The organism is Staphylococcus sp. 191 (assembly GCF_011174885.1).
In the GTDB taxonomy this organism is placed as follows: Bacteria; Bacillota; Bacilli; order Staphylococcales; family Staphylococcaceae; genus Staphylococcus; species Staphylococcus coagulans.
The window spans coordinates 1-25,452 of sequence record NZ_PNRJ01000024.1 but is presented as its reverse complement, the minus strand read 5'-3'; the positions used below and the strand labels follow the sequence as shown (position 1 = coordinate 25,452).

Below are 25,452 nucleotides of genomic sequence, written 5' to 3'. Positions count from 1 at the left end.
GATTATCCGTACGCACCCAAACCAAAGTCGAATGTGAAATTGGAATTGCCCTTATGGCACTAAACATAAGAAAATTAGCACGGTAAGTGCTAATTTCAAGTGAAATTCAAATGAAAAAACACCACAAAAATCATTTCAAAAGATTTTTGTGGTGTTTTGCTTGAAACTGAAACCCTATGTTCCAGCCCCTTAATCAGTAAATACCATTTTAACGAAGAGGAACTCTATCCAATAGAGCCTTCCATTTCGATTTAAATTGTGTTTTTTTGACATTTTTTAAAATCAAAAACGTTGATTTAATGAGGTTTTCAGGAAGTTAGATTTTCTGTATTTTTCTGTTTTAAACTAAAATGGTATCAAAAACGGTATCACCCCGCCTGCAATAGGTGGGGTGTTTCCATAAAAAAATACCACACCGTGAAGGTGTGGTGGTTAAATAGGTAACCGTCAGTAACAGTTGACCTAAAGTACACTCCGCAGATGTGTACCGCTATTTGTTTATATTATAACATAAAATATAAATGCGCCTATTAAGATTTAATTTTAGGTTATTAAATGATTGTTTTATAGAACCCAACTCTAGTTGGAGAGTGTTATTATGACCTGTGGGTCTTATGATCTGTGTCAATTTTAATGATATTAAAATATGCATTATTGTCATAAAAACCAAATAATCTAAACTGTGAATTATCAAAACCGTAATGCAAGATTTCTAATTGGGAGTATTTCTCTTTTATTGGCCCTTTTGTCCTCAAATATAGTTTATCTACTTCTGTTATACTTAAATCTTTATACACTGTATACTCTAAGAATTTATGCAAACCATCTGTCACTTTTTTGGGTTTCTTTGTTTTAAAGCAAAAATTGTTTTCTAATTCTGTCCCTAATGCAATTTTAAATTTTCTTGCTTTATAATTAGCTAATTTTATTCCCTTAGCTGTGTGTGTTTTCTCAACGTTAGTAAGTTTCATTTAGTCACCTAAATAAATTGAAGAATAATAACTTTGCATATCCTCAAACTTGATAATATTATTAGACGTCTCGGTCTCGCCTAAACCTTTTCGTTGGTTTAGCCACGGTGTTTCTTCATGAGTAAGTGCTTCTAATTCATTCCCACTCAAGTGTCCATACGTTTCTATAACAGAATCTAAAATTTCTTTTTCTTTATCTGAAAAACTATATTCGACATTTACCTCTGGTTTATCTATTTCGTTCCAACCATATTTCTTATATTGCTGATAAAGATCAGGTGAAACTGGTCCATGAACCCATGCTTCAAAGTGAGTATCCTCGATTAACCTTTCATTTAATAACGCATTGCACCACGCTTCAGCATAATAAGAAAGTTTTTGTAATTTTTTTGGAGTAATATCTTCACCATTTTCGATAAAATACTTGGCTACTTCATTTATACTAATCATCCTAACCCCTCCTTTAATTTAATTATACATTATAAATTGGTACTTTTGTAAAATTTTTAAACTCATGAAAAATAACCACCCTTAACTAGTATAGGTAGTGGTAAATAAAGCCGGATTGGTTACCAGTAATCTATATGTATTATAACACAAAAAAACAGGGTAGCCGTATAAGCTACCCTTTCATGTCGTGGATATACATAGTGTATCATATTTTTATTTTTTGTCATCAGAATACTTCTTTAACGATTAGTCTTTCATGCCAGATCCATTCGTTATGATTATTCCAATAGATGCGACACCAACCGTCGATAATCTCGAATACATAAATTAATGTGCCTGGTACGTATTCGGCTTGTCCTACATTAAATTGATAATTAGCACGGTTATCACCGTAACGAGTTGCTGATGTAGCACCTAGGCCATCCACTTTCGCATTAAAATAAGCACCTTTTGACCATTTGAGGTTATAAGGCGCTCTACTTCCACTGACAATCTTACTATCTGCATTTCCAGCCGCTTTATGTGATGGTGGACTGATTTTATTAGCGATTTTAGAAGTGGTATTCTCTCTTTTGTAATGAGGGCGTATAAAATGCGTACAACCATAATAATTATCCCATCTTAACTTTGCAGCCGTATTTGCGTTGCCATCGAAATTCTGTTCTAAAATCAAAAATTGATTTGTGTTACCACTGTTGTATACGATGCCAATGTGACCGTATTGCTTATAAATACCTTTTCTAAACACCGCCACGTCGCCTACTTGTGGGACGAATGAAAGTGTATTTTCATAGATTGTAGCCATATTTTTAAAGTCGTTGTTAATCGCATCTTTAGCGTTACCCCACATTCGAATGCCTAACAACCAATAAATGTAATCAACAGCTAAGTCCATGCACTGGTATGCCCAGTAACCATCAAAATCAATATATCTTCCCACATACCATCGTAAACGACTTCTTGCTTCACTATATGTTTTCATGTCTTTCACCTCTCAATATTTTTGTCTAGGTTCTTCGTAATCAAGTGCTTGATGACTGTCGCTAACACCTTGTGTCGTTGGGTCTTGAATAACACCCATTAAAACTAGAACCCCCAAAACACTGTTTAACGTATCTGTCAATTGTTCTGTATAAACTTGAATGTCGTATCCAAAAACTTTAGCAATACTTTGCGCAAATAAAAAGATGGCTGATAACATCGCCACCCAAAAGGTTTTTTGCTTTATTCTAATTTTCCAGTTAATCATTTGAATACCTCCGTAAATTATTTTTTGTATTGATCATATATAAAATATTCGCCTTTTAATCCTATTTCTTTATACATTGCACTAATCATTTTTGCTTGAACTTTCGCCCAACTAATATCAGTCGCATATTGATGTGTACCTGGTTTCTTCGGATTCCAACGCATACGATACAAAGTATTTTGACCTACATCGAAATATCCTTTTCCAACAAATTCGGCACCACCAATAATCGCTTTAGCAGGTGATGTCCATCCATGACTGCGTGCGAATTCCATTGCGTTATTTGTATTGTTGTCAAAAGCACCTATGCCGAAATAGTTATATACACCGGTTCTACCACTCGCAAAGAATGATGTACCATTAGCACTTTCTAAAAATGCGTGTGCAATCAGATAGATTTCATTAACGCCGTACTTTTTACAACCATCAGCAAACGCTTGACCTTGATTCTGTAAAGTCCCTTTACCTACAAGCAACTTGTTTAACTTATCAACTGAAATTCCTTGATATTGATTCAGCTTCAAAAACTGATAAACTTGTACGTTGTTGTTAAAGATTTTGTTAGTGTCCATCGCTGCCCTAGCTTGATTTAAACTAGCTGTATACCAAGTTACACCATTTGAAGTTTGGGGCTTCGGATTAAGTCTAAATTGAATATCTAAAGCTTGTTTTAAGCTGTAATTGCTAATGATTCTATCAATTTTACTGTCTTGCTTGTCCTTAATGTTATTGCTAGGTTTTAACTCACTAGGCACAAATTTTGTATTTTCTTTAACAACTGTTCTAATCCTTATTTTTTCTACGACGTCTTTTGGTTTATTGTTCAATAACTTATCTTTGTCGTTAAATAGCTTAATCAGCTCGTTGACAGCCTTTTGATAGTCTTTAGAAGTAAAACTACTAGACTTCAAAGAATCTTTACCAGTGTGCAATTTGAACGTTCTCCAAGAGCTTTTATCGATAACAATAGAGCTTGTGTTCATCTTTTTACCGTTAGCCTCTAATAATAGCTTAGCTAACGATAAGCATTCGATTTCGTTCATCTTAAAATTATCACTCACTGCAGTTCTCGCTTCTGTAATGGATAAAACTATTGCATTGTTATAACCTTGTACGCTTTCCTCAATAGGTCTACACGCCCACACATTTAATCTATCGACGAAAAAGTGAGGAATTTCATCTTCGTTTAAATCTTCTCGATACTTGTAAATGTCATTTGTAGACAATGCTGTGTTTGCGTTTTTGATAACAATTTTATTAGGTTTATTATTGTGGTTATCTGATTTGGTGATGTAGTGTACAAAGCGATTTGCTTTTACTAGCTCTATACGCGCAGTAGTAAACAAGATTTTTGTCACTACTTTATATATTGGTTTGTTTGATTCGGGTTTCTTTGTCGGCTCAGGGTCTTTCGGTATAGGCTTATTTTCTGGTGGTATAGGTGTAGGCTTAGGTTCCGATTTGTATGCAGGTCTAACAAAATGAGTTACACCAAAATAACTATGCTTTATCTTTGCTGCAGGACTACCGACGTATGAGTTAGCGTTATTCCAGTTTTGATCTACACTATAAAAATAGTCTTTGGTTGATGGGCCGACAACAATACCCGTGTGACCCCAAGTATTCCAATTGTAGTTACCACCTGTCCATATAGCTATGTCACCTGGTTTAGGAATAAAGCTAGATGTTTTTCTATAAATTTTAAAACCCGCTGGATAGCGATACCACGCCATATCACGCGCGTTACCTGGTGTCTTAAAACCCCAATAACGATTAAAAATATAGTTCGGTAAATCCCAACACTGGCGACCGTAATAACCATCAACATCAACACCACTACCAATTAAACTTATCGCCCAATCAGCCACCTGTTTTGCCGTTAGTTTACCCGTTTTAGGCAGCGCCATGACATCACTTCACTTTCAAAAAATAAGCCGACACATAAAGTGTCGACTTACAAAAATTATTTACATTTGCGTCCATATAAGTAACATGCTAGCCAATTAGCCCAACTCATATAAACACCTCCTTAAGGGATTAACGCATTGATAGACGCTGTAATAACAACAATCATAACGATTGTTACCAACGCCCAAATAGCACCAACGAGCCACTTATTCAAAGCTAGCGTCTTACCTTCGTTGTTTTGAGCAACTTCGACTTGCGTTTGATAGCGCTCTTCAATACGATTCAAAATTTTAGTTTGTTCAAAGTTTTCATTAACAACTTTTTCTTGTTTGTCTTTGAGTTCTTTGTGTGATTCTTGTAATTCTTGATGACCATTCCTGTATTCCTTTCGCAGACTAACAACATGTGAGGCCGCTTCGTTTGCTGTCTGTTCTATACTATCAACACGTTCAGTCAAATCAGCAATTTCTTGTTTAATTTTCTTTATCTCATCCAAACAAACACCGCCTTAATAGATTTCGAGCAATCTTAATAAATGCCGTAGATAGCAGAAATATACGCGTCCGAATCGACCGCTTTTTCATCTCCAGTTGCTTTCAAAGTCTCTTTTAAAAGGATGTGCGTATCATCTTTAATTTGGATTACAACTTCATCCAAATGACCATTTTTATATCCGCCATCAGAACTACGCATTCCGATGTTATTCATATAAATAGTGCTACCGTTGTTAGGAATATTTACCCACTCAACCGCAAATCTATTAGTTGTATATGCTACTTCAACCATCAATTTACCAAAATCATGACAATTACCGTTCAATGTTGCGGTTTGTCCTTTAGTCAGCTTACCTGACCATAACTTAACCGGTACAGACGATACCCAACGCCCATGCAATTTGCCTTTATATTTTTCGATAGAATAGCCTGCACCGAGCATAGTCATCATACCGTTGTTCGCGTCTTTCATTACAGCTTCAATATAACCATTTGCATTGTTAGAATTACGCGTCGGTACGTTTTGCGTTGTACTGTTAAAGTAGTACACACCCGATTTTGTAATATTAGCAACATCATCAAGCACACCCGTTTTAACTCCAGTCACTTCATCTTTAATACGCTCTAATTCTTCAGTAGTTTCTCGTTTTAAAGTATCGATTTTTGAACTAATTGCATCAACATTATTATTAACAGTATTGAGCGCCTCGTTAAATTCACCTTTTGTCAGTAATTCACGCTCATTCGCGATGGATTGAATCAAATCTAGTTGCTGTTTTAACGCTTTTGCTAAAGTTGCGTTCGCTTCAACTTGAGCTTCTGTACCTGCTGCTTTTGTTTTCAATTCTTCTAAATACGTATTGATTTTTTCCTCTAATTCAGCAATTTTTTGCTGATACTCTGTAAAATATGATTCGGAATTGATACCAAATTCAACCATATTTTTTAGTACGTTAATTTTAACTTCTAGCGTCGAATCCGTTTGCTCTCCACGTTTCAGTTTAAAAAAGGCTTGTCTATATTCGCCTTCCGCTGTGCTTGCTTGATGTGGGAATGTGTATCGAAATACACCATTGACAGGATCTAATACGATAGCACCGCGTGTGTCGATAATTTTTTCGCCATCTGGTTTAACGCCTTCGAAAACAGGTGTAAGACCATGAAGATTGTAAGGTGTACCATTCGACCACACTGTGATTGTTACAGTTTTAAGTCCGCCGTCACCAACACGCGTGACTAAGTATTGTTGCTTTTCTTGTGAGGTACCTTGCTTAGTAATATCGTAAAATAAGTCTTGATTTGCCATTATTTAACCTTCTTTCTTATCCGTAAAAATAGTAGTAATTTTTTAACAGTTCATGTGTAATTACTTCGTGTCCGAGCTCGTTCGGGTGCAATCCATCGACCATGTTTTTAACTCTGAAAGCAGGATTATATGGATCTAATAAGTCTGTGTGGTATGCATCATAAACCGGTACATTAAGTTCTGAACACGCAAGCACTTGCGCATTTACATACGCTTCTAAATCAAGCCCTAGACTATTCTTATCGGTGTCTTTACGTCTAATTGTCGTGCCATTAACCGGCAATTGACGCGTTGCAGTCATCACAAGAATCTTAGCTTTAGGATTGTTAGATTTAATCAATTCAACTGTTTTACAAAACGCACCGTAAAACGTTTTTTCATTTGTTTTACTTGTTCCAATTTGAACACCTGACGAGCCGTTGTATAACCAATCGTCATCAGTACCTTGAATGATAACTAAATCCTTATTTCTGATTTTTGAAGCTTGTTCATAAATGGAATTAGCCTTGACTGTTGACATAGTCGCACCGCTTACCGCTTCATTCTGTACAGTAGCACCTAACTTTTCAGACAGGTATTTACCAAAGTTTTTATTTGATTTACTACCTTTTGCAACAGAATCGCCGATAATCCCAATTTTTTTAACACTTTTGATTGTCTTTGACTTTTTAACAAAATCAGCAAAGATTGTACCGTTTTCAGTCACGATAAATCTATCATCATTAGCAGTCTTTTGAGATTGACTTTTAATTTGATTTAAATCTGCATCTAATCGTGATTTGAGTGATGTATGTCGCTCCCCTTTTAAATCACTTAAACTCTTTTCATAATCCTCTGTAATAGCAAGAGGTGACATTTCAGGTAAAACAATCGCTCTGATTTCTTTTTGCAGTTGATCATATCGTTTAGTAAAAAGCGTATCAATTAAACTGTCTAAATACTTATTACTTGTTTTACTTTTGATGTCGAGTAACTCAGTCAGTAACTTATCAATTTCTTTAAAATTACTTTCGACATCTTTTTTGAAATCACGAAACACGTTTGATAACTTTAACTTCATTTTCAAACCTCCTAATATTCTAAAATTTCATGCAATCGTACTTTATTAGCGTTTGTTGCTCTGTTATGATTGTCAACTGTACCTGTTATCGAGTTATCTTTTACAATAACCGTTTTTGTACAAAACTCATTTGCTGAGTTTGTAGGGATTAAATGCAAAATTTTTGTTGTGCTATGTGCTGAAACGTGGTACTTAGGTACATATTGATAATGGTAGTTATCATCTTCAGTGTCAGAACGCCATACCAACACAATGCCATTTTGGCATTCGCTCACTTTTTTACTTAAATTTACAGTTTGAGTTGCGTTTGGCCATTTGTTGATGTTTGCTGCAATAACTGAACTGGATGCAGTTGCATTTGATAACCCTTTATCGTAAGCGTTTGAATTTGTTTTCAACTCATCAAGGCGACGCTTATCTTCAGCGGACATTAAGCCCGCTTTTTGAGTAGTCGCATTTGTGAGTGTATCAGGGTCAAACTGTTTTAAACTATCCAATTTTGTTTTGTCTTGCGCGGACATCAAACCATTTTTCGATGTCGTTGCAACATCAATTGCATCCGCATTAAAGTTTTCTAGTTTTCGTTTTTGCTCGTCAGTTAATAACTTTGATTTATCTAAACCGTCAACAACATCAATGTGTGATCTAGCATAAACCTCTTCACCATCGTAAGTTAATGTTCTAGCCTTAGTAATTTCAGCCATTTATTACTTCACTTCCTTATAAAAAATAGACCCAAGTCCATTTGAGCCTACACCATTCAAATTATCTAATTTTATTTTGTCATCTTTTGACATCAAACCGTTTTTCTTTGTCGTGGCGACAGGTACAATATCAACATTTATGCCATCACCGTCAAGCGCAGTGACAAAAGTCTTTCCACCATCATTACTGATGGTTATGCCTTTGTCAGGTGTAAAGACAGTATTCAACAATTTATTTACCGACTTTATACCTTTCGAATCAGCTCTTAACGCGTTACCCATGTCTAACACATTGTTAGCTGCTGACACAAATCCTTTTATTTTATCTTTTGCTTCTCTGATCTCTGTAGAACTGCCACTGATACTATTCGCAAGACTAACGCTATTGCTGACTTTCGAATTGTACCTATCCTGCTTTTTATAATCACCAAGCGTGGCATTTTGTTCAAAAATCTTATTGTTGATGTCTCGTTTAGTTTGTACTTCTACGATTCTAACAAAGTCAAAAACATCAATAATATCGTCTTTGACTGGTACTAGGTCACCCACGACAGGAACCGCTTCAGCATATTCTTCTTGTAATGTGATAAAGTCTAATGTCAAAGATGTTTTTAATGAGTTATCAACAGTATTAATCATCTTGTTACGTAAAAGCTCTTCATCTTTAATTCTGCCGTCAATAATTGCGGGCGCTTCATAAATACCTATATCATCGGCTAATGGATGTTGGTAGATAAGTTGCATTGATGCTTCTTGAAATTTCACATTATCATCAAAGTTGCCGTAACCACGAATGTAAGTATAAAACTCAGAAGAATCTTCTTCTAACTTAAAATTCAAAGCGTTAGTACCGTTTTCGATAAAATAGTCTGCTTTTTGAAAGACCTTTTTAGTTAAGATAAATGTTTTTGTCTTTGGAACGTATTTAAATTCAAGATTATAGCGTTCTAGACCTTTTTGAAAGGTCTCAAGTACAGTGTCACCATCGCCCGCATTTTCAAATTTTAATGCTTTAACTTTAGCATCTAATTTGTATTTATATCCCGTCCCTTTAAAAACAGTTGAAAAGAAACGTTCAGCGGTAAAGCTACCAGTCAAATTGTCGTATATGCGTTTTGCTTTTAAATCGTCAATTTGTTTTTCTTTGCAATGCACAGTTACCCTTGTTGTTAATGAGTTTGATTCTTTAGAAACTAAAGCAACCGTATAGATTTTGTCATCATTTTGACCACCAACATTAGTGACTTGCCATTTTTTAGAAATCGTATTTACAATTTCTCTGTTACTTTCGTTTTCTGAAAAGCTAAATGTCAACTGACTTTCACCACTTATACGCTCTGTGAGTTCTGTTGGTACTTGCAGAAAATATGCTTCGCCTAATATATTACGTAATTTAATCATCTCTTTATCTACCTACTTACTATAAAATCGCATATCAAATTCGGCTTTTTTTACATTTTGGTTAAATCTAAATTCGTTAAAGCCAGGCAAGAAGACCGGTAACGCAATATTAGATTCATTAACAACCGAGCGACCGTTTTTAGTGATTCTTAAACCGTCATATTCTAAAACATCACCAGACTTAAATTCAACGCCACTCACACGCATTAAGTCACTTCCTGAAAGTGACCACTGAAAATCGTTTGTCGCTTTACCTATTGTTATTCTGACCTTTTTGTACATGTTAAATTGCTTGTTAGGGACTGTACCGTGATAGTAAACTTGACCCGCTTTAACATTATTAAAAATATACGTTTGTTTTGCAGTGTCATCAAAATCGATGTCATCATCAGACGCCCAAAAGCCATTGATTAGTTGCTTGTGCAAATCTAAACTTGTTTCAACTGATTCAGCAAACGGCAAATGTGTCGTAACAAATTCTAGTGATACATTACCGATGTTGTTTTTTTGTTCTGGTGTCAACACATTAGACAGTTTAACGAGATACCTTTTAGCGTTCACTTGAAGATTATCATCGTCAAAAATAGGTATACCATGATCATCTACTTGTTGATAATCAGTTGCCAAAGTGTTTTTAAATTTATAGTTTACTTTGTCGTGTCTACGCAATTCTTGAATATAAAACGGCTTTTCATCTTGTACTAGCTCATACAGCAAATTACGTTGTATTGCGTAATCTAGATTGTCATCAGCCACAAAGAACACGGGTACATGTATTTTACGTGAATGATACAAACTACTTACAAGATGCCTGCCGTGCATGCCTTCGTAATCTTGATAATCATCTTTCATTTCTATACTTTCTACAATTACGTCTTTAACAATCATTTTATAATCTTCTAAATGGTAGGAAGTACCATCTAGTTTCGTGATTTTAATGTCCATTTATGATACCTCCTACATTTCAAAGATTGAATGTTTTTCTGCCTGTTTATCGTTAACAATGCCGTAAATTGCATCATTGTCTAATCTCATTTCAATTCTTACCGTTTTCATTCTAGGGCTAGTTTCAAACGAATGTGTGTGTTGGATTTGTGTTGTGAGGTTTGCACTTAATCCTGATAATCCATTTAAACCACTTGTAGCATCAGATATGCTAGGCAAACTTAAAACTGGATTAAACGCTTTCGTTAATTGTCTAGCGACGTCGACAACGCTACCAACTGCATTTTGTCCCTCTTGATCAACACCAATTCCTAAACCTTGCATTGTGTACACACCAATCTGCTTAAAGACACGTGAAGGCGATTTGATACCTAATAAAGATTTCGCTTTATCAATAGCACCACTAACTGCGCCAGTTACCGCGTCAATTAAGGCACCTGCTGCATTTTTCACTCCGTTAACTAATCCCATTATGAGATTCCTACCGGCGTCCATAAATTCACCAACAAAATTGACTACCGCATTAAGCGAATCCTGTACTTTTTGTTTAATGGCATTGTAAAATTCTACCATTTTTGAAATTACAGTAGACACAATTTGACTGAATTTACTTGATACGACCGACCACATGTTCGATAAAATAGAGCTTAAAATGCTATACGCTTGTTGAATTTTTGTTGAAATCCATCTATAAACTTCACTAAATTTTTGACTTACAGTAGATGAGATTCTACTTAAAATTGAAGCGAAGAAACTGTATATAGCATTCCAAATTGTTGTTACAAATGAATTTATAGCATTTAAAACAGTTGTGATAACAGTTACTAATGTGTTCCAAACAGTTGTTGCTACCGAAACAACGGTGTTCCATATCGTTTGTAAAAAACTTAAAATTGAATTCCATATCGTTTGTTGAACGGTTAGTATCGTAGTGATAACAGTTACAATAACAGTCACAAGCAAATTCCAAATTGTTGTTGCAATCACGATTAACGTATTCCATAAAGTTGATAAAAACGTTAGTATATTTTGCCATGTTGTTGTTAACCACGTTTGTATACTTATAACAATATTCACGATTGTTGTAAGTAATAATTGCCATAAAACAGATGCTATCGTTGCTAAAGTTGTCCACAGATTTATAAAGAAATCTTTAATTGAATTCCATAAATTGATGATGAAATTTCTAAATGCCTCGTTTTTGTTCCACAAAATAACGAAAATCGCAATTAATGCGATAATTGCACCGATAACTAATCCGATTGGAGAAGTTAAAAACCCGATTGCAGCGCCAAGTAACGGTAATAACCTCGCTACTAAACCAATAGGACCGCTTAATAAAGAAAAAGCTTTACCTATTAATGGTAATACCGCTCTTAAGAAACCTAATTTTGATATTAAAGGACCTAAAAACTTAACAATACCCGATAAAACAGGATACCAAGTCATTAAGACACCGGCAAAAGTAATGGCTAAGCCTATGATTTGAGCAACGATAGGGTGAGTTTCAAATAACTTTGCAACAAAACCGGTTATCGCAGTAACAACATTTAGTACAACGCTCGCTATAGGTGCCATTGCTGTACCAAAATTGACCAACACCATTATGATGTTGCCAATCAAGCTCATAATTGTCGGGCCATTTTGTTGTACATAATCAATAAACTTTTTAAATCCATCTGATTGAGCAATTTTTTCAGACCACGTTCTAAATCTACTAGCCATTTGTGCTAGCGATTCAAATATAGATTGAGAATTTGAACCAAATGCTTTGAATAGATTAAAGATACCTATAAATGTATCGCCGAAAATTTTACCTATAATCGGTAAATTCACTTTCACATAATCGATAAATTTTTGAATACCATTTTGGGTTGAGACTTTGTTTGCCCATTTTTGGAATGATGCACCCATGTTATTCAATCCGTTTGCTACAAACTCAAAAAGTGGCGTAAATTGCGTTAGTATATTAACGAACCCATCAGCAAAACGGCCTGCTGCACTCAATAAACTTGAAAAGACTTTAACACCTGACGTATTCATAGATTCAAAAGCTTTTTTAGCTGTACTAGATGATGTCACCCATTTCTCAAAACTTTGCGCGCTAGAATTTACAGCTTCTGAAACACCTTTTAAAAATGGAGTTAAGTTTTTTAAAGTGGTTTGTACACCATTCAAAGCTGATGATAAAGCACCAAAAATCAAATCAGCATTCAATCTAATGATTTTCTGCCACTCACTTGTTACACCTTCAAGACTACGCTTGTATGCATAAGTTGCAGCACTTGCTTGCAATGTTCCAGCTTCAAGCATTTTAATTGCAGATATAGCCATCGCACCAAATCCAACTACGCCAGCCCCTGCAATAGCAAAAGAGCCCGCTAAACCGATAGCACCGCCACCGACAACAGCCAAAGCGTTACCAACCGCCATAATCGCTGGCACTAAGCTTGCAATTATTGGAATCAACGCACTAAACGATGACAACAACGTGCCTTTAATCATATTAGCGCCAATAGTCCCAAATGTTCGGATTGATTTAGCGATACGATCCATATGCGCTACGAATTCATCACTTTGTTTGTTGAGGTAATCTAACATTTTAGAAAAAGGATTTTTTGAACCTTTTCCATCTACATCGACTCGAACTTTTCTTCGATTCGGTATGCTTCGTAGCAACGCTTTAAATAGTCTAATCTTGTTATTAGCAACACTGTTTTTAACTTCTAATTCTGTATTGACTGTTTTACCGTCCAATTTATTAATTTCAGCTTTTGTTTTATTGAATTTAGTTACAAAAAGTCTATCTTGCAAATCGATAGCTGTTTTAACTGATTTATTATCTAAAATTTGTTTTATTGAATTTAGTTACAAAAAGTCTATCTTGCAAATCGATAGCTGTTTTAACTGATTTATTATCTAAAAATTGTAAGGCTTTTTCATAATTTTTTAGTTTAGTTTCAGCTATTTTTGTGCTTGCGTCTATTGTGGCATTTGCTTTTTTGCCGTCAATTCTTTCCAAAGCTAATTCCGCTTGTTTAACTTTTTCTTTAATTAGCTTGTCATCAGCTTTCAATTCAACATCTTTAATCCTAGCTATTGTTTTTTCATACCGTTGTAACGTTTGAATAGCCGTTTTGATAGCTTTTTTAAACTTACCTGTATTCGCTTTTAAATCCGCTGAAACAGTATAATCTTTGTTAGACAATCATTGCACCTCCTCGCTATTTAATACTGTTGTTAATCTCTGCTATGGCTTTGAAGAAATTGTTATTTTCAGGTTCCACTTCTTCAAGTTCATCTGTAAACACAATCTCTTTACCATCAAGCAATCGATTGTAATTAACCTCATAATCCAATATGTCATTTGGACTTTTGAACCTGTATACTTCTTTCGGTTCCTTTTCGGTCCCTTCATTCTTTGTTGCAGCTGCATCACGTATCGCAAACGCTAACTTGTAACGCTCATATTCTTCTTTCAAAACATCAAATCGTAATGCATACATGCGATAGTTAAACTCAGTCAAAGTCATTTCATTGATTTGTTTTAAACTGGTCATTTTTAAATCTGACATGCACGCGATTACAATTCTGCTGTATGTTATTATTCTTCCATCACTGTCTCCGCTTCTTCGTCTTTCAGGTGATCCTGTACTAGGTCGCGGGTCAATGGTCGCTCCCCCAAAACATCAATGATAGCTTGACCGAACTTCTTGAACGAACCATATTCATCACGCGCATTGATTAATACTTCTTCAAGCTCTTCATCTGTTTTCGGACGTCCTTTTTGCCCTAACGTTGCAGCATTAACAATTTTAGCTAAGCCAATAATGTTTCCGCTTTCTAACTTAGGGATTAGCATTGATAAGCCCTCGCCTAGATTAACCTTTTCAACATTCAATCCTAATGCTTTATCGATAGATGTTAATTGACCTAATCCAAACTTCAATTCTAATTCGTGTTTTCCATTTTTTACTGTAACCATTTAAAAAGCCTCCATAATTTAAATTTAAGTACAAAAAAACGGGCAATTAAGCCCGTTAATTATTCCGCAGAGATGCTAACTGATTTCGCGTTAGGTACCGCTTGCACATTCGTTGGTTTAGCAACGCCTGACACCATGTCGCCACTTGAATCTTCCATATCCTCAGTATCGACTGTAGGTTGTGGAATGTTTTGCGTAATTTCTGTTGCAGGGTCGTCTTTAGTCGTGTTGTGGAATCGATATCCTGCGAGTTCAAGTTTCGTTTTAATCGTTTCAGGAATTGTCGCAAATCCACGTTGATATTTACCGAAAACATTAAATTCTGTTTCGTATTCGTCAACGCCTTTGACTTCTCCTTTAGACTCAAACTTCTTGAATTTACCTTGATAATATTTCGCTTTGAACTTACCTTCGTTTTCGCCTTTACCTTCTACTTTGCTTTCAATTTCCCACGCTTCATAAATGATACCATCACGTACTGCATCCTCAACTTCATCAGCAAAACTGTCACGATAGTCCATTTTAGCTGTAGCCGAGATGGTATTTTCAAGTGATCCACCAGTCGAATAAGAATCATCCATCGTATCTTCATTTTCAGAATCCGCTTCAAGTGACACACTATACTCAGTTAAAAACATCATCTTTTTAGCATCCACTTTTTGACCGGCAATTCGGAATAAAAACAATCTGTCTTTACTGTCTTTTTTAGCCATTCATTATGACCTCCTATTTAAAATAATTTGTAATTAGCGATAAACACTGTGTGTAGTAGTTGCCTATCGCTATTTTCTACATCATTTAATGTCTTAATATCCATGTCATCAATCATTAGTTGATAACCTTCTACGCTATCGATATTAGAGAACTCAGTATCGACCGAATACACAATACTGTCATGTCGTCCTCTATCGTCTGCATAAGTCCAAAAGTCAATTGTGGCGGTTAATTCACCGCCGAAATTATCCATATTGTACTTAGTTTTGTTTATATCTACATTTCTAACAACAAAAAAGGGATATGAGATTTGAGTGTTCAATTCTTTAAAATCAATAACATCAAATCCGTATCCCTCTAAAGCAGAATAAATATAGTCAAACAAAGCTTGTTGCGCTGTGGATTTTAACATGTAACACCTCGCTAACCATTCAACAACCGTCTTAAATCTTCAAGCGTTGATTTTTTCAATGTTTGATAAGTTGGAAACATAAATGGTGCCGCTTCCATGTATCGTGTACCAAATTCAAGGAAGCCGCTGTAATGGGCGGTAGAAATAACACGATAGTGTAGTTCTCCCACTTTTTTTACTTCTATTGACCTAGCTAGATTACCAGTCCAATAACCCTTATTCATCACTTTTTTAGCATTAGATACTGCAATTCCAATACCTTCAATAGCATTGTTTTTTAGAATCTCATCAACATCATCATCTATGTCATCGTACATTTCTTCTAGGTGACTCATTAAACCCTTAAACCCTCTAGATTGCATTAAAAAAGCACCTCGCTTATAAAAAGTGAAGTGCTATGATCGTACACACGGATATCCATGACTTTGTATTTTCTGCCTTTTAACAAGACGTGTGTTGGTTCGAATTTTAATTGTTTAGGCAAACGCACTACCGATACATCTTTAGCCATTTCGCCAAATTCGAGCTGAGTACGCTCTCTCGACAATCTATTAACATTACACGGTATTTTTGTATATGTTTTGTAACTGGCTTCTTTCTTTTTGGTCAAAGGATTATATTTACTTCGCTCTTCAACGACAAGGTCGACTCGTTCTGAATACCTCAATAGAAATTCACGCTCCCTCGCTCACTTGAATCAAGCTTAGGATACAAAGCATCAATAATACCTTGATATTCTTCAAAATCATTACGCTCAAAACTATTACTACGACCGTCTTGCGAATCTGTAGACATACCTTCTGCACCGATACGATTGTACCGTTTTGTTGAAACTTCAACGACTATAAATCGTAACCTGTCAGGAATGCTAATTGTGTCTACCGGCAATCTCGATAACAATTCAGCAGCAACATTGTCGATGATAGAATTTAGCTGTTTATCTTGCTCGCTATCATTCAATCCTATACGACTTTTAACGTCGTCTAAGTAACTCATCTTAATCACCACTATTCAACTGTAATAGTGATTTGTGCTGTTTTATTACTACCATCTTTTGTCGTCGCTGTAATTACCGCTTCACCAGTTTGTAATGCATTAATCACTCCTGTGTTTTCATCAACAGATACGGTTTCAGGTGCATTAGATGCATAACTTAACGATTTATCAGTTGCTGTGGATGGCGATATATTAGGTTCTAATTGTTCATTTGTACCATTGCTAATCGTTTTACTTTCAGGAACAAAACTAATGCTTGTGATTAGAATTGAATTTGTAGTAAATTCAGGTACATCAACTTTTTCTGATTCTTTACCATTTTCCTCAAAAGCAACTTTGTATTTACCTTTAGGATAAGTTGTTGCAGGCTCTAAGCCTGAAAGACTTACGTTAACACGTCCATCTCCCTCTGCAGATGCAACAACTTCATCATTGCTGTATAACTTTAGTTTTCTGGTCATTTAAATACCTCCTACTCAATTTTGAAATCCCCTATTCAACCGAAATATTTACCGATTTTGCGTTCGGTGTGATTTCGATTTTTTGGGGTTTACGAGGGTAAATTACTCACTTCGTCTGCTTTGATAGTTACTTTAATAACCGCGTCGATGTTTTCTGGGAACATTGAGATAGCGGATGCATAAATAGTGTCTGATGTTAAACGTTGTGGTTGAATGTCATGTAACACACCAACGAAACCAGTCGCATCAGTTGAAAAAGCAAATGCACGTGCTAACTCACCGCGTGGATTAGCATATGCCACGTTTAAGTTTTCAGCCACTGTCATCCACACTTCGCCTTGTGGCACGTCTGCAAACTCTACAATCTTAACGCCTACATAAGGTGTTAAGAGGTTCACACCGAATTGCGCACCTGTTGAGTTAATAAAGCCGTTTGCTAAATATTCAGCAGTATCATTGGGGTTTACGAAAGCGATAGGTGTAATCTCGTCGTCTAATAACACAGACAAGTTTGCACGTCCTTTAGATAAAGCACCTTGTAAGTTTTTAGCGCTTAATTTCGCTTTGTTTGTACGTTTTTCATTTTCAATTGCTGATTTTAGCGTTCCGAAAAATTTAGCACGGAATTTTTTCTGAACATACTTAATCATCTCGTTGTCAGTTTGATTAATAGCTAAATCATAACCGTGCGCTTGAATTGCTTCTGCCGATGTTGATTTACGATATTTAGCAAACTGTAATTCAGTAATATCCACTTGTTCACGCATCACTTTTGTTAACGGAATTACGTCACCTTCTGCTACATCTCCGTTTGGTTTTTCAGAATCTTCTACTTTGAATCGATATTGTTTAAGCGCTGAACCTACATTCATAGGGATTTTATTTTGAATCGCTAATGCTTCAAATAACTTGTTTAATCCCACACCTAATTTGTTAGCAAAATCGATAGACTTCGCCTTTCCTAATGCTTCCACATTAATTAAATTGTTTTCTGCTGCCATAAAAATTTACCTCCGTTTTTAGTTGAATAAGTGCATGTTTTGTGCGATAGCACTTTGTCGTTCGCTATCGTCTTTAATCGCAAGAATTTCATCCCGACTCAATCCTGACTTACTGAAAGATTTAGGCGAATTTTGTCGTAATGTTTCTTGCACTTTCTTTTGAACCATTTCATCAAGAATCTTTGTAAGGTTGTAAACGTTGTTTTTTGTCGTTTCAGCGCTATCAGACACAACAATGTCTAGTAACTCATCACTTACGTCGATTTCCTTGTTTTTGAACATCACACGGGCTTCTGAACGCATCTCATTCATAGCCTTTTCAGCGCGCAATTGCTTCAATTCTGCTTCTAGCTTTTCGCGTTCATATTCGGCCTTTTGATCCTTGTTCATTTTTGCTAATTTAGCAGCTTCTTCGGCCTTTTCTTTCGCATACTCATCAGCTTTTTTCTTCTCTTGAGCCACACGACGTTCAATGATTTCATCGACTTTCTTTTGTTGCTCGGCTGTGAAAGTTACTTCATCTTTTTTGTTCTGTTCTTCATTTTCAGTATTTTTGTTAGCACCTTCGTCGTCCGCTTCCTCTTCCGAAAAGAACTGTAAATTAAACTTAAGTTTATTTTCTTCCATGAGATATACCTCCATTTTAAGTCTGTCGACTGCTATCCATGCACCTTTTAACGCCGTGAGCACGTTTTGGGCAATAAAAAAAGCCACTGCAGCACAGTAGCTTAAAAATGCGTATAAAAATAGCACCTCAACCATTATTATCGGTTAGGTGCTTAATCTAAAATTTCAATTGATTTTATTTCGCTTTCATCGATATCATATAATGAATTGCCATATTCAAAGTGAATAGAGTCTTCTCCACTTTCGTTATCTATTTCGTCATCATAGTTCGTAACTTTTCCTGTTAATCGCTGACCGTCAATAAATTCTATTGATACCTTTTTGCCGACATAAGTCCACAACTTCATCATTTGTCTTCCTTTCCGTTTGGTATGATGTGCGTTCCTGTTTTTGAATAATGCACAGTTCCAAATTTCGTTTCTTTCCATTCGCCATCCATATAGTCATTTCCGATGATTTCACCAAAATCAATGACTTCCTTGTTTTTCCATTCTCCGTTACGCTTAGTTAATAAGCGACCCTTCCCAATTTTTTGTGATAACAACGAATCTAATTGTTTATTTTCTAATATAGTGTAACTAGGTATTTCCTTACCTTTTTGTAAATTCTTTTTCTTATAATCTTCATACAATTGATGACCTAACTGATGTCTATTCTGTTTATTAGGGTTTAATTCAACTTTTATTTTACCACTATCAATGGCATCCGTCATTTCTTTTTTAGCTAAAAGTTGTGTCGTTTCCTCTTCGTCTAACTTATACTTACCCTTCCGCTTCTTAAAGAAATCATCACGCCAGTTACCTATATGTGGTATCGTCGTACTTCTACAATGTGGATGCATAGGAGGAGCGTTAACACCTGGTGTCATGTCCTTGACTTTGTATACTTTCTTATCATGATGACGACACACTTTAGATGTCTTTTCATCACGTTTCGCAACAAATTCATATTCACCATCTTCGCCGAGCGTTTCAAGGTATGACAGCTTTTGTGCTTCCGTTTGCACACGTGCTGATTCAGTAACAAGTAAACGTTTAGCATCATGTGTTGTAGCACCTGTTTTCTTTTTGAAGTCAGCAACGTATTCGTTCGGGTGTCGACCTCTGTTAACAACATTTGTTGCAACTCGTTCGACTTCCTTGCGCACTAGATCCATATCGTCCCACAAGCGTTCTGACCATGTAACACCTTTGAAGTTACTATTAACAACTGCCTTAATCTTCTTGTCAGTAACATTGATGTCAGTACCTAAAATGCCTGATTGTCGCTCTACTTCTCTATCAATAGCTTTAACCAACGACTTTTCTATGTGGTTTTCTACTTTGATGCTTGTTTCGGTCACTAACAAATCAAGATTCTGTTTTAACAACTTTTCGCGCGATACATACATCTTAGTATTGTACTTTTTAAGTTGCTTATTTGCTTCTTTGCTAAAGTCCTTGTTTTTAACCAACACTTTAGCTTTGTTCTGAAAAGCGACGACATCAAATTCATCAACGATCTTCTTAGCTTCGGCAATCGTAAGACCTTCAGCGGTCGCGTATTTAGCGTAAAATGCAAGTAGTTCCTTTGCAATCTCAGCATACATCAATGTGACTATACGTTGTAATTCAGCCGCTGCCTTTGCATCTTCTATCAATTCACTGTTTATAGTATTTTGCGCACGCTCTAACCAGTAATCGAGTGAATCAGCCATTAGAATCATCTACATTCGCATGATTTTCAAAAGCTTCACCATATCCTCGCTTATCCGCTTGCTTCTCTCGTTGCGCTTCTTCTTCGTGCATCTTATCGAGTTCTTCTTTAGGATTATCGATAAAGTCTAACAAACTCAAACGTGTGCTTTCAGATACACCACCACTAAGCGCGTTAAACGCATTGATAGATTCCATCATAGACTTTGGTAAGTTAGGCGTAAACGTAATTGTTAGATCTGCGTAATTATGTTGCTTTAATCCCGTCAAATTAACATTGTTCAATAACAACTTATACCGCTTCATCAATCCTTTTTTAAACAATCGCTCTTTAATCGCTCTGACTTGTTCAAGACCGAATAGCTTGTATTTCATAGCTTCTCCGGATTGAACACCACTAAACTGTTCGTCATTCAAATCAGGCGTATTTGTATACTTGTGAATGTCGTTTTGCAATCGCTTCTTATACGCTTCAACGCCAGCAACATCATACTGCTTATAAACATACTTAACTTCTACCTTACCTTCTGAGCCATTCGCGTTTGTACCGGGCTGTAAATGAATCATATTCGCGTCTCTAAACGCTTTTGCATCTTCTCCGTCTAAATCTACATTACCGATAATGGCAAGCATAGCATCGTTTAAATCAGTCATGTAGTTAGCTGTATCAGACTGCGCACTATCGTACAAATCAATTAAAGTAATAACATTCTCAAAGTCACCTTGTTTAAACTGGTCATTTAGATATTCGATGATTGGCACATCATTGTAGTAATGTTCTACTTCTTCTACACGATGATATGTGCCACCTTTAATTTCAATATAGTAAATTTTATCTGTCGTATATACTTCGACATGCTGAACTGGTACTTTGTCCTTATCTTGCTTTTCAAAGTACCTCACGCCTGCAACGACTTTTTTATCTAACGTTTGGTCATATACTACAAAAGTGCTTTTAGGATCTAACACTTTGAATGTGTCTTTATCTTCAAAATCACGATATACAATCTCATAAGCGCGTCCATAAATAGACAAATTCAACGCTAAATCACTGTTAACCTCATCAGCGTCATTCAAATCGTTCAGCTCAATGATTTTGTCGTTCGTTTGATTGTCCTGATGTGTAATTGTTATAGGGTTTCCTGTGAGATAACCAACGATAAAACGTGACACGTACTTCGCGTAATTATGTACTGCTCTGTGGTCAGCCTTGTCCCCATATTTTTGCAATCGACGTTCACCAGCTAGAATGTCGGTGTTTCTGTTCAAGTAATAGGCTTCTAGCATTTCTAAACGTGGTACTTGTTCAACTTGATGTCTGCTTATGAAGTTTCTGAGGTTTTCCTCTTTTAATAATTCTACTAAATCGCTGACAACAAAATCATCGTTTGCAAGAGGTGAAAACTTTGTATTGATGTTATTGATTGTATATACAGTCATTGATAGCCTCCTTAAAACATACTTTTAATCTTGCGTAATGTATTTTTGTCATTTTTCTTAGACTTAAATATCAAATCAGACAACGCGTATCTTAGCGCATCGAGTGCATGGTTGTTCTTGTCGATAGGTTTGTTTATCCAATTTCCCTCGTTATCTTGTTCAAAGGTGTACGTGTTAAATTCCTCTATCGTGTGAACACAACTAGGATGTATATATATATCTTGAAACCTTGAACGTATTGAATGCCTGGCATAATAGAATGTGGGCCTTTAACTGCAGGTACTATCCTTTTTACACCTTTATTTTTTAACTCTGCTATCATTCGCATGTCGTTTTCTGATTTTATCTCTGCCGTTTCCAAATCTTTTTTGACAATCATTTTGTAAATGTCATCGGATAACATGCCTTTTTCGTAATGCTCGTCATATAACCACAATATTTTGTTATCCAAATCAACAACAGCACTTACTAATGCAGTTGGATCATTCGTAAAACCATAGTCAATACCGTGCACTTTGAATTGAGTCTTTTTGTATATTTGAAACCAATCGAAATCTTCAACAACGAAATTATCATATACAAGACCTTCAGCTACTCCCCATTCACCGTCACACACTATGCGCGCTCGTCGTGGATTAGTTCGATACAAATCTTCATAACGATCTACATCGACTTTATCCAACCATTCATTAACTCTAAAAGTTGTAGTGTTGCTATATACGTTTTTCAATCGTGTATCTTCATCGAAAAATGTTGGTTTTAACCAGTGTCTTTCGCTCCAAGGGTTAAAAGTAACTGTAATTTGTTTGAAAAATTCAGGTTCATCTAAACTTCCTCGTATCGATTCTACTACTGTACTAAACTTGTCAAAATTTTCTATTTGGTATGCTTCCTCAAACCACGCCCAACAAAGAATACCCACATCAACCGTAATAGATGTGATTTTTAAAGGGTCATCTAATCCCCTAAATAATATCTTTTGCCCTGTTGGTTTGTAAGTTATTTCGGGCAAACTCTCGTTAAATTTAAATAAGTGAGCAACCCCTAATTGATTAGTTGCCCACTTTAAATCTGTATATGTCGATTGTTTATTTGTATTACTAAAACGTCTCACCACAAGCAAATTAGACCATTCGTACTTCATAAGACGATAGATGAAGTTTAATGCTGTCGTTCTACTTTTTTTGCTACCTCGACTACCTTTAACGACACGATAAAAATTTTTGTTATTCCAAAACTTGTTGTATCCGCCACCGATTTTCGACTTTAGATCAATTACATTATGCATGTTAATCCTCTTCCGGAATATTTTCGACAAACATCGGTAGTTTGTGTTCTACTTCTTGCTTATCAATAAACAACTTGTGATGCTTACCCAAAAGTTCGAGCGCTTTGTTTTGGTCGCTGATTTTCGGCGGCTTAGATACCAATTGAACTTCCTCGTCATAAACTAATTGCATTCTGCCGGTGTCAGGGTTTTCTTTGTAATCACCAGTCTTAGTTACAACTGCCTCTACTTCTGTATGTTCTGCTCTTGCTGTTTTTGTCAATCGATACAACACTTCTTTACCACTCATTATATTTTCATCGAAGAGTCTTTGCTCAACCCCCTTGATGTAATCCAACAATTCAACATTCTTCAACATCCGTTGCCCTTGCGAGTATGCTGTTTTTTCACTGTACCCCGCTTTAATCGCCGACTTAGTAGCATTACCATAGCACTCTGTACCAGGTATCGCATAAGCCTCTGCGAATGTTCTTTGTCGTTTATTCAATTCGTTCATCTCATTTACCACCAACTCTCAAGCTAATTGCATATATATATATTAAAAAAGAGCACTTGTAAAAGCACTCTACGCAAATAATACTAATATTTTTTAAAATAGTTCCGCGGTTTAAAATCACTCTTTTTAATAATCACTTTAAATATTAAATGTTCATTTTCTTTTTGAATTTTGTCTATAGTTAAAGCCCCGTTATCTATTATCAGTTTTTTTAAATCAATTTCATCATCATCGTGTGTTTTTAGTACAAAACTAACTAATTCGCTATGTCTTAATTCGTTGAAAAACTTTTTACGTGAATCATATTTTTCTTGTGTTTCATTATAAACATACATTATTATCTCTTTTTCTCTGTTTATAGATTCCACTTTAACTTCTGTATTGATGTGTACTTCTTTTTTATTAATTTCCATCATGTATACATGATACATAGAAATACCCCCTTTTTATAAGATAATTATACCAAAAAAGACGCTGCAAAGGGTAACAGCGCCTAATGATTTTGTTTTGAGTATTTTATTTGAGTTATGCACTCATATAAACCACATTCAATGTAGCTCATATCAGCACACAAAAGACGCCTCTAGGGCGCCTTAACGTTCAATTAATATCAATAAAGGAGTATGGGAATCAACAAAACCGAAAGAATCATCGTCGTACATTTCTGCACACTATTAATATAATGTAATTCGTCAATATCGTAAATAACGTTAAAGTACCTTACTTTTATGTGACGTTTTAAACTCTATTCTTTTCATCAGCTCAGAATGTTTGTTTTTAATGTACTGTTCAGAGTATCCTAGAGACTCAGCAATGTCTGCTAACTTATACCCTTCAATAAACCTTAATTTCAGTATCTTGTGTTCTAATCCCTCAAATTTATCAATAACATCAATAATCTTTTTCTGTCTTGTTTTTAAAGTTTGCAACCTCTCATTGATCACGTTGATTTCATCGACCACATTATCTGTTTGCTTGATACGTGATAAAAAGTCGTGTTTTTTACCTAATCTAGCCTTATCGTTAACGCTAACCGCTCCCCAATTCTCTATTTCATCGTTGCAAATGTCTTTTCTAAGTTTTAAACTTTCTATTTCTAATTTATTAGTTCTATACATCTCAATCAATTCAATCATTTACTCACGCTCCTTGATTCTGTCACGCAACAATTCAACCTCATATCCTTTAGCTTTCAAATCACCTTTCAAATTAGCATTTTCAATCATGCTACCTACGAGTAAGAGCGATACAAAGATAAGCATAATAACCAACCACACCATTAACCACTCACCTCCGCACGTATATCGTTTAAATCGATATGATCATATTCATTAAATGCGTCTACGTCATCGTTAGCTGTTAGTATGATGATTGCTTGTTCCGTTAGGTACGTACCTAACTCATATAACGCCAATGTGATTAATAAGTTGATTGTTCGTTTAATCATTCTGTTTCCTCCTTATTAAGCCCAATCCGGCATATTGCATGCAATAACTTGCTGTTTAACTTTAGGGCTCTCATACTTCTTAATCGCTTCCTCTTTACTTTCTGCTTCCACAACCTCAAAAGACTGATTCTCTCTGGCTTTAGTTGCTTCTGTGAATGTTTGACCTGTTGAGTCTGTAAATGTAGTGATTAAGTATTGAGTCACTTCCTCAGCACCTCTTTCACTTTAGTTAGTATGTCTTTAGAATCCACTTGACCCGAACCCTTTTTCTCCTCTTGCTGACTCACTGTCGAACTCCTCCACTTGCTCTAACTCTGGCGTAATGATAGGCACAATCAATAACTGTGCGAGTTTGTCGCCTTTGTTGATTTGATACACTGGGAAGTCTTTATATAAATCACTA

General features: G+C 35.7%; 31 protein-coding genes and 2 pseudogenes. All 33 read right to left on the bottom strand.

The window, feature by feature from the left end; all coding sequences use genetic code 11:
* Window positions 1-596: 596 nt before the first annotated feature.
* Entirely contained in the window at window positions 597-971 is a 375-nt protein-coding gene (locus C1H58_RS11685) for an MAG6450 family protein (protein WP_165546261.1), read from the bottom strand.
* Complete coding sequence (locus C1H58_RS11680; protein ID WP_061713860.1) at window positions 972-1,421, bottom strand: Panacea domain-containing protein; 450 nt, start codon at window positions 1,419-1,421, stop codon at window positions 972-974.
* A gap of 226 nt (window positions 1,422-1,647) precedes the next feature.
* Window positions 1,648-2,403, bottom strand: coding sequence for a CHAP domain-containing protein (locus C1H58_RS11675; protein ID WP_165546260.1), 756 nt, complete (start codon window positions 2,401-2,403; stop codon window positions 1,648-1,650).
* 12 nt (window positions 2,404-2,415) lie between these two features.
* Window positions 2,416-2,670 (bottom strand): phage holin, encoded by a 255-nt coding sequence (locus C1H58_RS11670; RefSeq protein WP_096536420.1) that lies wholly within the window; start codon window positions 2,668-2,670, stop codon window positions 2,416-2,418.
* A 17-nt stretch (window positions 2,671-2,687) separates the two neighbouring features.
* Window positions 2,688-4,577, bottom strand: coding sequence for a glucosaminidase domain-containing protein (locus C1H58_RS11665; protein ID WP_165546259.1), 1,890 nt, complete (start codon window positions 4,575-4,577; stop codon window positions 2,688-2,690).
* A 122-nt stretch (window positions 4,578-4,699) separates the two neighbouring features.
* Window positions 4,700-5,074 (bottom strand): hypothetical protein, encoded by a 375-nt coding sequence (locus C1H58_RS11660; protein ID WP_015728845.1) that lies wholly within the window; start codon window positions 5,072-5,074, stop codon window positions 4,700-4,702.
* A gap of 32 nt (window positions 5,075-5,106) precedes the next feature.
* Complete coding sequence (locus C1H58_RS11655) at window positions 5,107-6,378, bottom strand: phage baseplate upper protein (protein WP_165546258.1); 1,272 nt, start codon at window positions 6,376-6,378, stop codon at window positions 5,107-5,109.
* A 16-nt stretch (window positions 6,379-6,394) separates the two neighbouring features.
* Window positions 6,395-7,438, bottom strand: coding sequence for an SGNH/GDSL hydrolase family protein (locus C1H58_RS11650; RefSeq protein WP_100005010.1), 1,044 nt, complete (start codon window positions 7,436-7,438; stop codon window positions 6,395-6,397).
* Window positions 7,439-7,449: 11 nt separating this feature from the next.
* Window positions 7,450-8,142: a hypothetical protein gene (locus tag C1H58_RS11645; RefSeq protein ID WP_103866906.1), complete on the bottom strand. Its 693-nt coding sequence runs from the start codon at window positions 8,140-8,142 to the stop codon at window positions 7,450-7,452.
* A gap of 3 nt (window positions 8,143-8,145) precedes the next feature.
* Window positions 8,146-9,543, bottom strand: a complete 1,398-nt coding sequence (locus tag C1H58_RS11640; protein ID WP_110161816.1) for a tail tube TT1 domain-containing protein — start codon at window positions 9,541-9,543, stop codon at window positions 8,146-8,148.
* Window positions 9,544-9,555: 12 nt separating this feature from the next.
* A complete protein-coding gene (locus C1H58_RS11635) occupies window positions 9,556-10,488 on the bottom strand; it encodes a phage tail family protein (RefSeq protein ID WP_015728840.1) in 933 nt (310 codons plus the stop codon).
* 12 nt (window positions 10,489-10,500) lie between these two features.
* Window positions 10,501-13,302, bottom strand: coding sequence for a phage tail protein (locus C1H58_RS11630; protein WP_242680177.1), 2,802 nt, complete (start codon window positions 13,300-13,302; stop codon window positions 10,501-10,503).
* Window positions 13,303-13,327: 25 nt separating this feature from the next.
* Window positions 13,328-13,696 carry a hypothetical protein gene (locus tag C1H58_RS12420; RefSeq protein ID WP_242680178.1) on the bottom strand — a complete coding sequence of 123 codons (369 nt, stop codon included), beginning with the start codon at window positions 13,694-13,696 and terminating at the stop codon, window positions 13,328-13,330.
* A 16-nt stretch (window positions 13,697-13,712) separates the two neighbouring features.
* Window positions 13,713-14,063 (bottom strand): hypothetical protein, encoded by a 351-nt coding sequence (locus C1H58_RS11625; protein ID WP_015728838.1) that lies wholly within the window; start codon window positions 14,061-14,063, stop codon window positions 13,713-13,715.
* 29 nt (window positions 14,064-14,092) lie between these two features.
* Window positions 14,093-14,473: a tail assembly chaperone gene (locus C1H58_RS11620; protein WP_015728837.1), complete on the bottom strand. Its 381-nt coding sequence runs from the start codon at window positions 14,471-14,473 to the stop codon at window positions 14,093-14,095.
* A 59-nt stretch (window positions 14,474-14,532) separates the two neighbouring features.
* Window positions 14,533-15,186 carry a phage major tail protein, TP901-1 family gene (locus tag C1H58_RS11615; protein ID WP_015728836.1) on the bottom strand — a complete coding sequence of 218 codons (654 nt, stop codon included), beginning with the start codon at window positions 15,184-15,186 and terminating at the stop codon, window positions 14,533-14,535.
* A 17-nt stretch (window positions 15,187-15,203) separates the two neighbouring features.
* The gene (locus C1H58_RS11610; protein WP_063282647.1) at window positions 15,204-15,599 is read right to left on the bottom strand and encodes a hypothetical protein; all 396 of its coding nucleotides are present in this window, start codon (window positions 15,597-15,599) and stop codon (window positions 15,204-15,206) included.
* An 11-nt stretch (window positions 15,600-15,610) separates the two neighbouring features.
* Window positions 15,611-15,961, bottom strand: coding sequence for an HK97-gp10 family putative phage morphogenesis protein (locus C1H58_RS11605; protein WP_015728834.1), 351 nt, complete (start codon window positions 15,959-15,961; stop codon window positions 15,611-15,613).
* A 301-nt stretch (window positions 15,962-16,262) separates the two neighbouring features.
* Complete coding sequence (locus tag C1H58_RS11600) at window positions 16,263-16,595, bottom strand: phage head-tail connector protein (RefSeq protein WP_015728833.1); 333 nt, start codon at window positions 16,593-16,595, stop codon at window positions 16,263-16,265.
* A gap of 11 nt (window positions 16,596-16,606) precedes the next feature.
* Complete coding sequence (locus C1H58_RS11595; RefSeq protein WP_060830214.1) at window positions 16,607-17,056, bottom strand: Ig-like domain-containing protein; 450 nt, start codon at window positions 17,054-17,056, stop codon at window positions 16,607-16,609.
* Window positions 17,057-17,145: 89 nt separating this feature from the next.
* Entirely contained in the window at window positions 17,146-18,057 is a 912-nt protein-coding gene (locus tag C1H58_RS11590) for a capsid protein (protein WP_110179341.1), read from the bottom strand.
* An 18-nt stretch (window positions 18,058-18,075) separates the two neighbouring features.
* Window positions 18,076-18,684, bottom strand: a complete 609-nt coding sequence (locus C1H58_RS11585) for a DUF4355 domain-containing protein (protein WP_165546257.1) — start codon at window positions 18,682-18,684, stop codon at window positions 18,076-18,078.
* 152 nt (window positions 18,685-18,836) lie between these two features.
* Window positions 18,837-19,031, bottom strand: a complete 195-nt coding sequence (locus C1H58_RS11580; protein ID WP_037543592.1) for a hypothetical protein — start codon at window positions 19,029-19,031, stop codon at window positions 18,837-18,839.
* Window positions 19,031-20,380: a minor capsid protein gene (locus tag C1H58_RS11575; protein ID WP_140223633.1), complete on the bottom strand. Its 1,350-nt coding sequence runs from the start codon at window positions 20,378-20,380 to the stop codon at window positions 19,031-19,033. The genes C1H58_RS11580 and C1H58_RS11575 overlap by 1 nt, the downstream gene beginning before the upstream one ends.
* Complete coding sequence (locus C1H58_RS11570) at window positions 20,373-21,818, bottom strand: phage portal protein (protein ID WP_165546256.1); 1,446 nt, start codon at window positions 21,816-21,818, stop codon at window positions 20,373-20,375. The genes C1H58_RS11575 and C1H58_RS11570 overlap by 8 nt, the downstream gene beginning before the upstream one ends.
* 11 nt (window positions 21,819-21,829) lie before the next feature.
* Window positions 21,830-23,106 (bottom strand): annotated as a pseudogene (locus C1H58_RS11565) (PBSX family phage terminase large subunit).
* A 1-nt stretch (window position 23,107) separates the two neighbouring features.
* Window positions 23,108-23,602, bottom strand: a complete 495-nt coding sequence (locus C1H58_RS11560; protein ID WP_165546255.1) for a terminase small subunit — start codon at window positions 23,600-23,602, stop codon at window positions 23,108-23,110.
* Between the two features lie 83 nt (window positions 23,603-23,685).
* Window positions 23,686-24,033, bottom strand: a complete 348-nt coding sequence (locus tag C1H58_RS11555) for a hypothetical protein (protein WP_015728824.1) — start codon at window positions 24,031-24,033, stop codon at window positions 23,686-23,688.
* 279 nt (window positions 24,034-24,312) lie between these two features.
* The gene (locus tag C1H58_RS11550) at window positions 24,313-24,738 is read right to left on the bottom strand and encodes a sigma factor-like helix-turn-helix DNA-binding protein (protein WP_041614789.1); all 426 of its coding nucleotides are present in this window, start codon (window positions 24,736-24,738) and stop codon (window positions 24,313-24,315) included.
* Entirely contained in the window at window positions 24,739-24,882 is a 144-nt protein-coding gene (locus C1H58_RS11545; RefSeq protein WP_154800885.1) for a hypothetical protein, read from the bottom strand.
* A complete protein-coding gene (gene rinB, locus C1H58_RS11540) occupies window positions 24,882-25,049 on the bottom strand; it encodes a transcriptional activator RinB (protein ID WP_063282639.1) in 168 nt (55 codons plus the stop codon). The genes C1H58_RS11545 and rinB overlap by 1 nt, the downstream gene beginning before the upstream one ends.
* A gap of 15 nt (window positions 25,050-25,064) precedes the next feature.
* Window positions 25,065-25,253, bottom strand: coding sequence for a DUF1381 domain-containing protein (locus C1H58_RS11535; protein WP_037542749.1), 189 nt, complete (start codon window positions 25,251-25,253; stop codon window positions 25,065-25,067).
* Between the two features lie 36 nt (window positions 25,254-25,289).
* Window positions 25,290-25,452: pseudogene (locus tag C1H58_RS11530) on the bottom strand (dUTP pyrophosphatase); the annotation flags it as partial.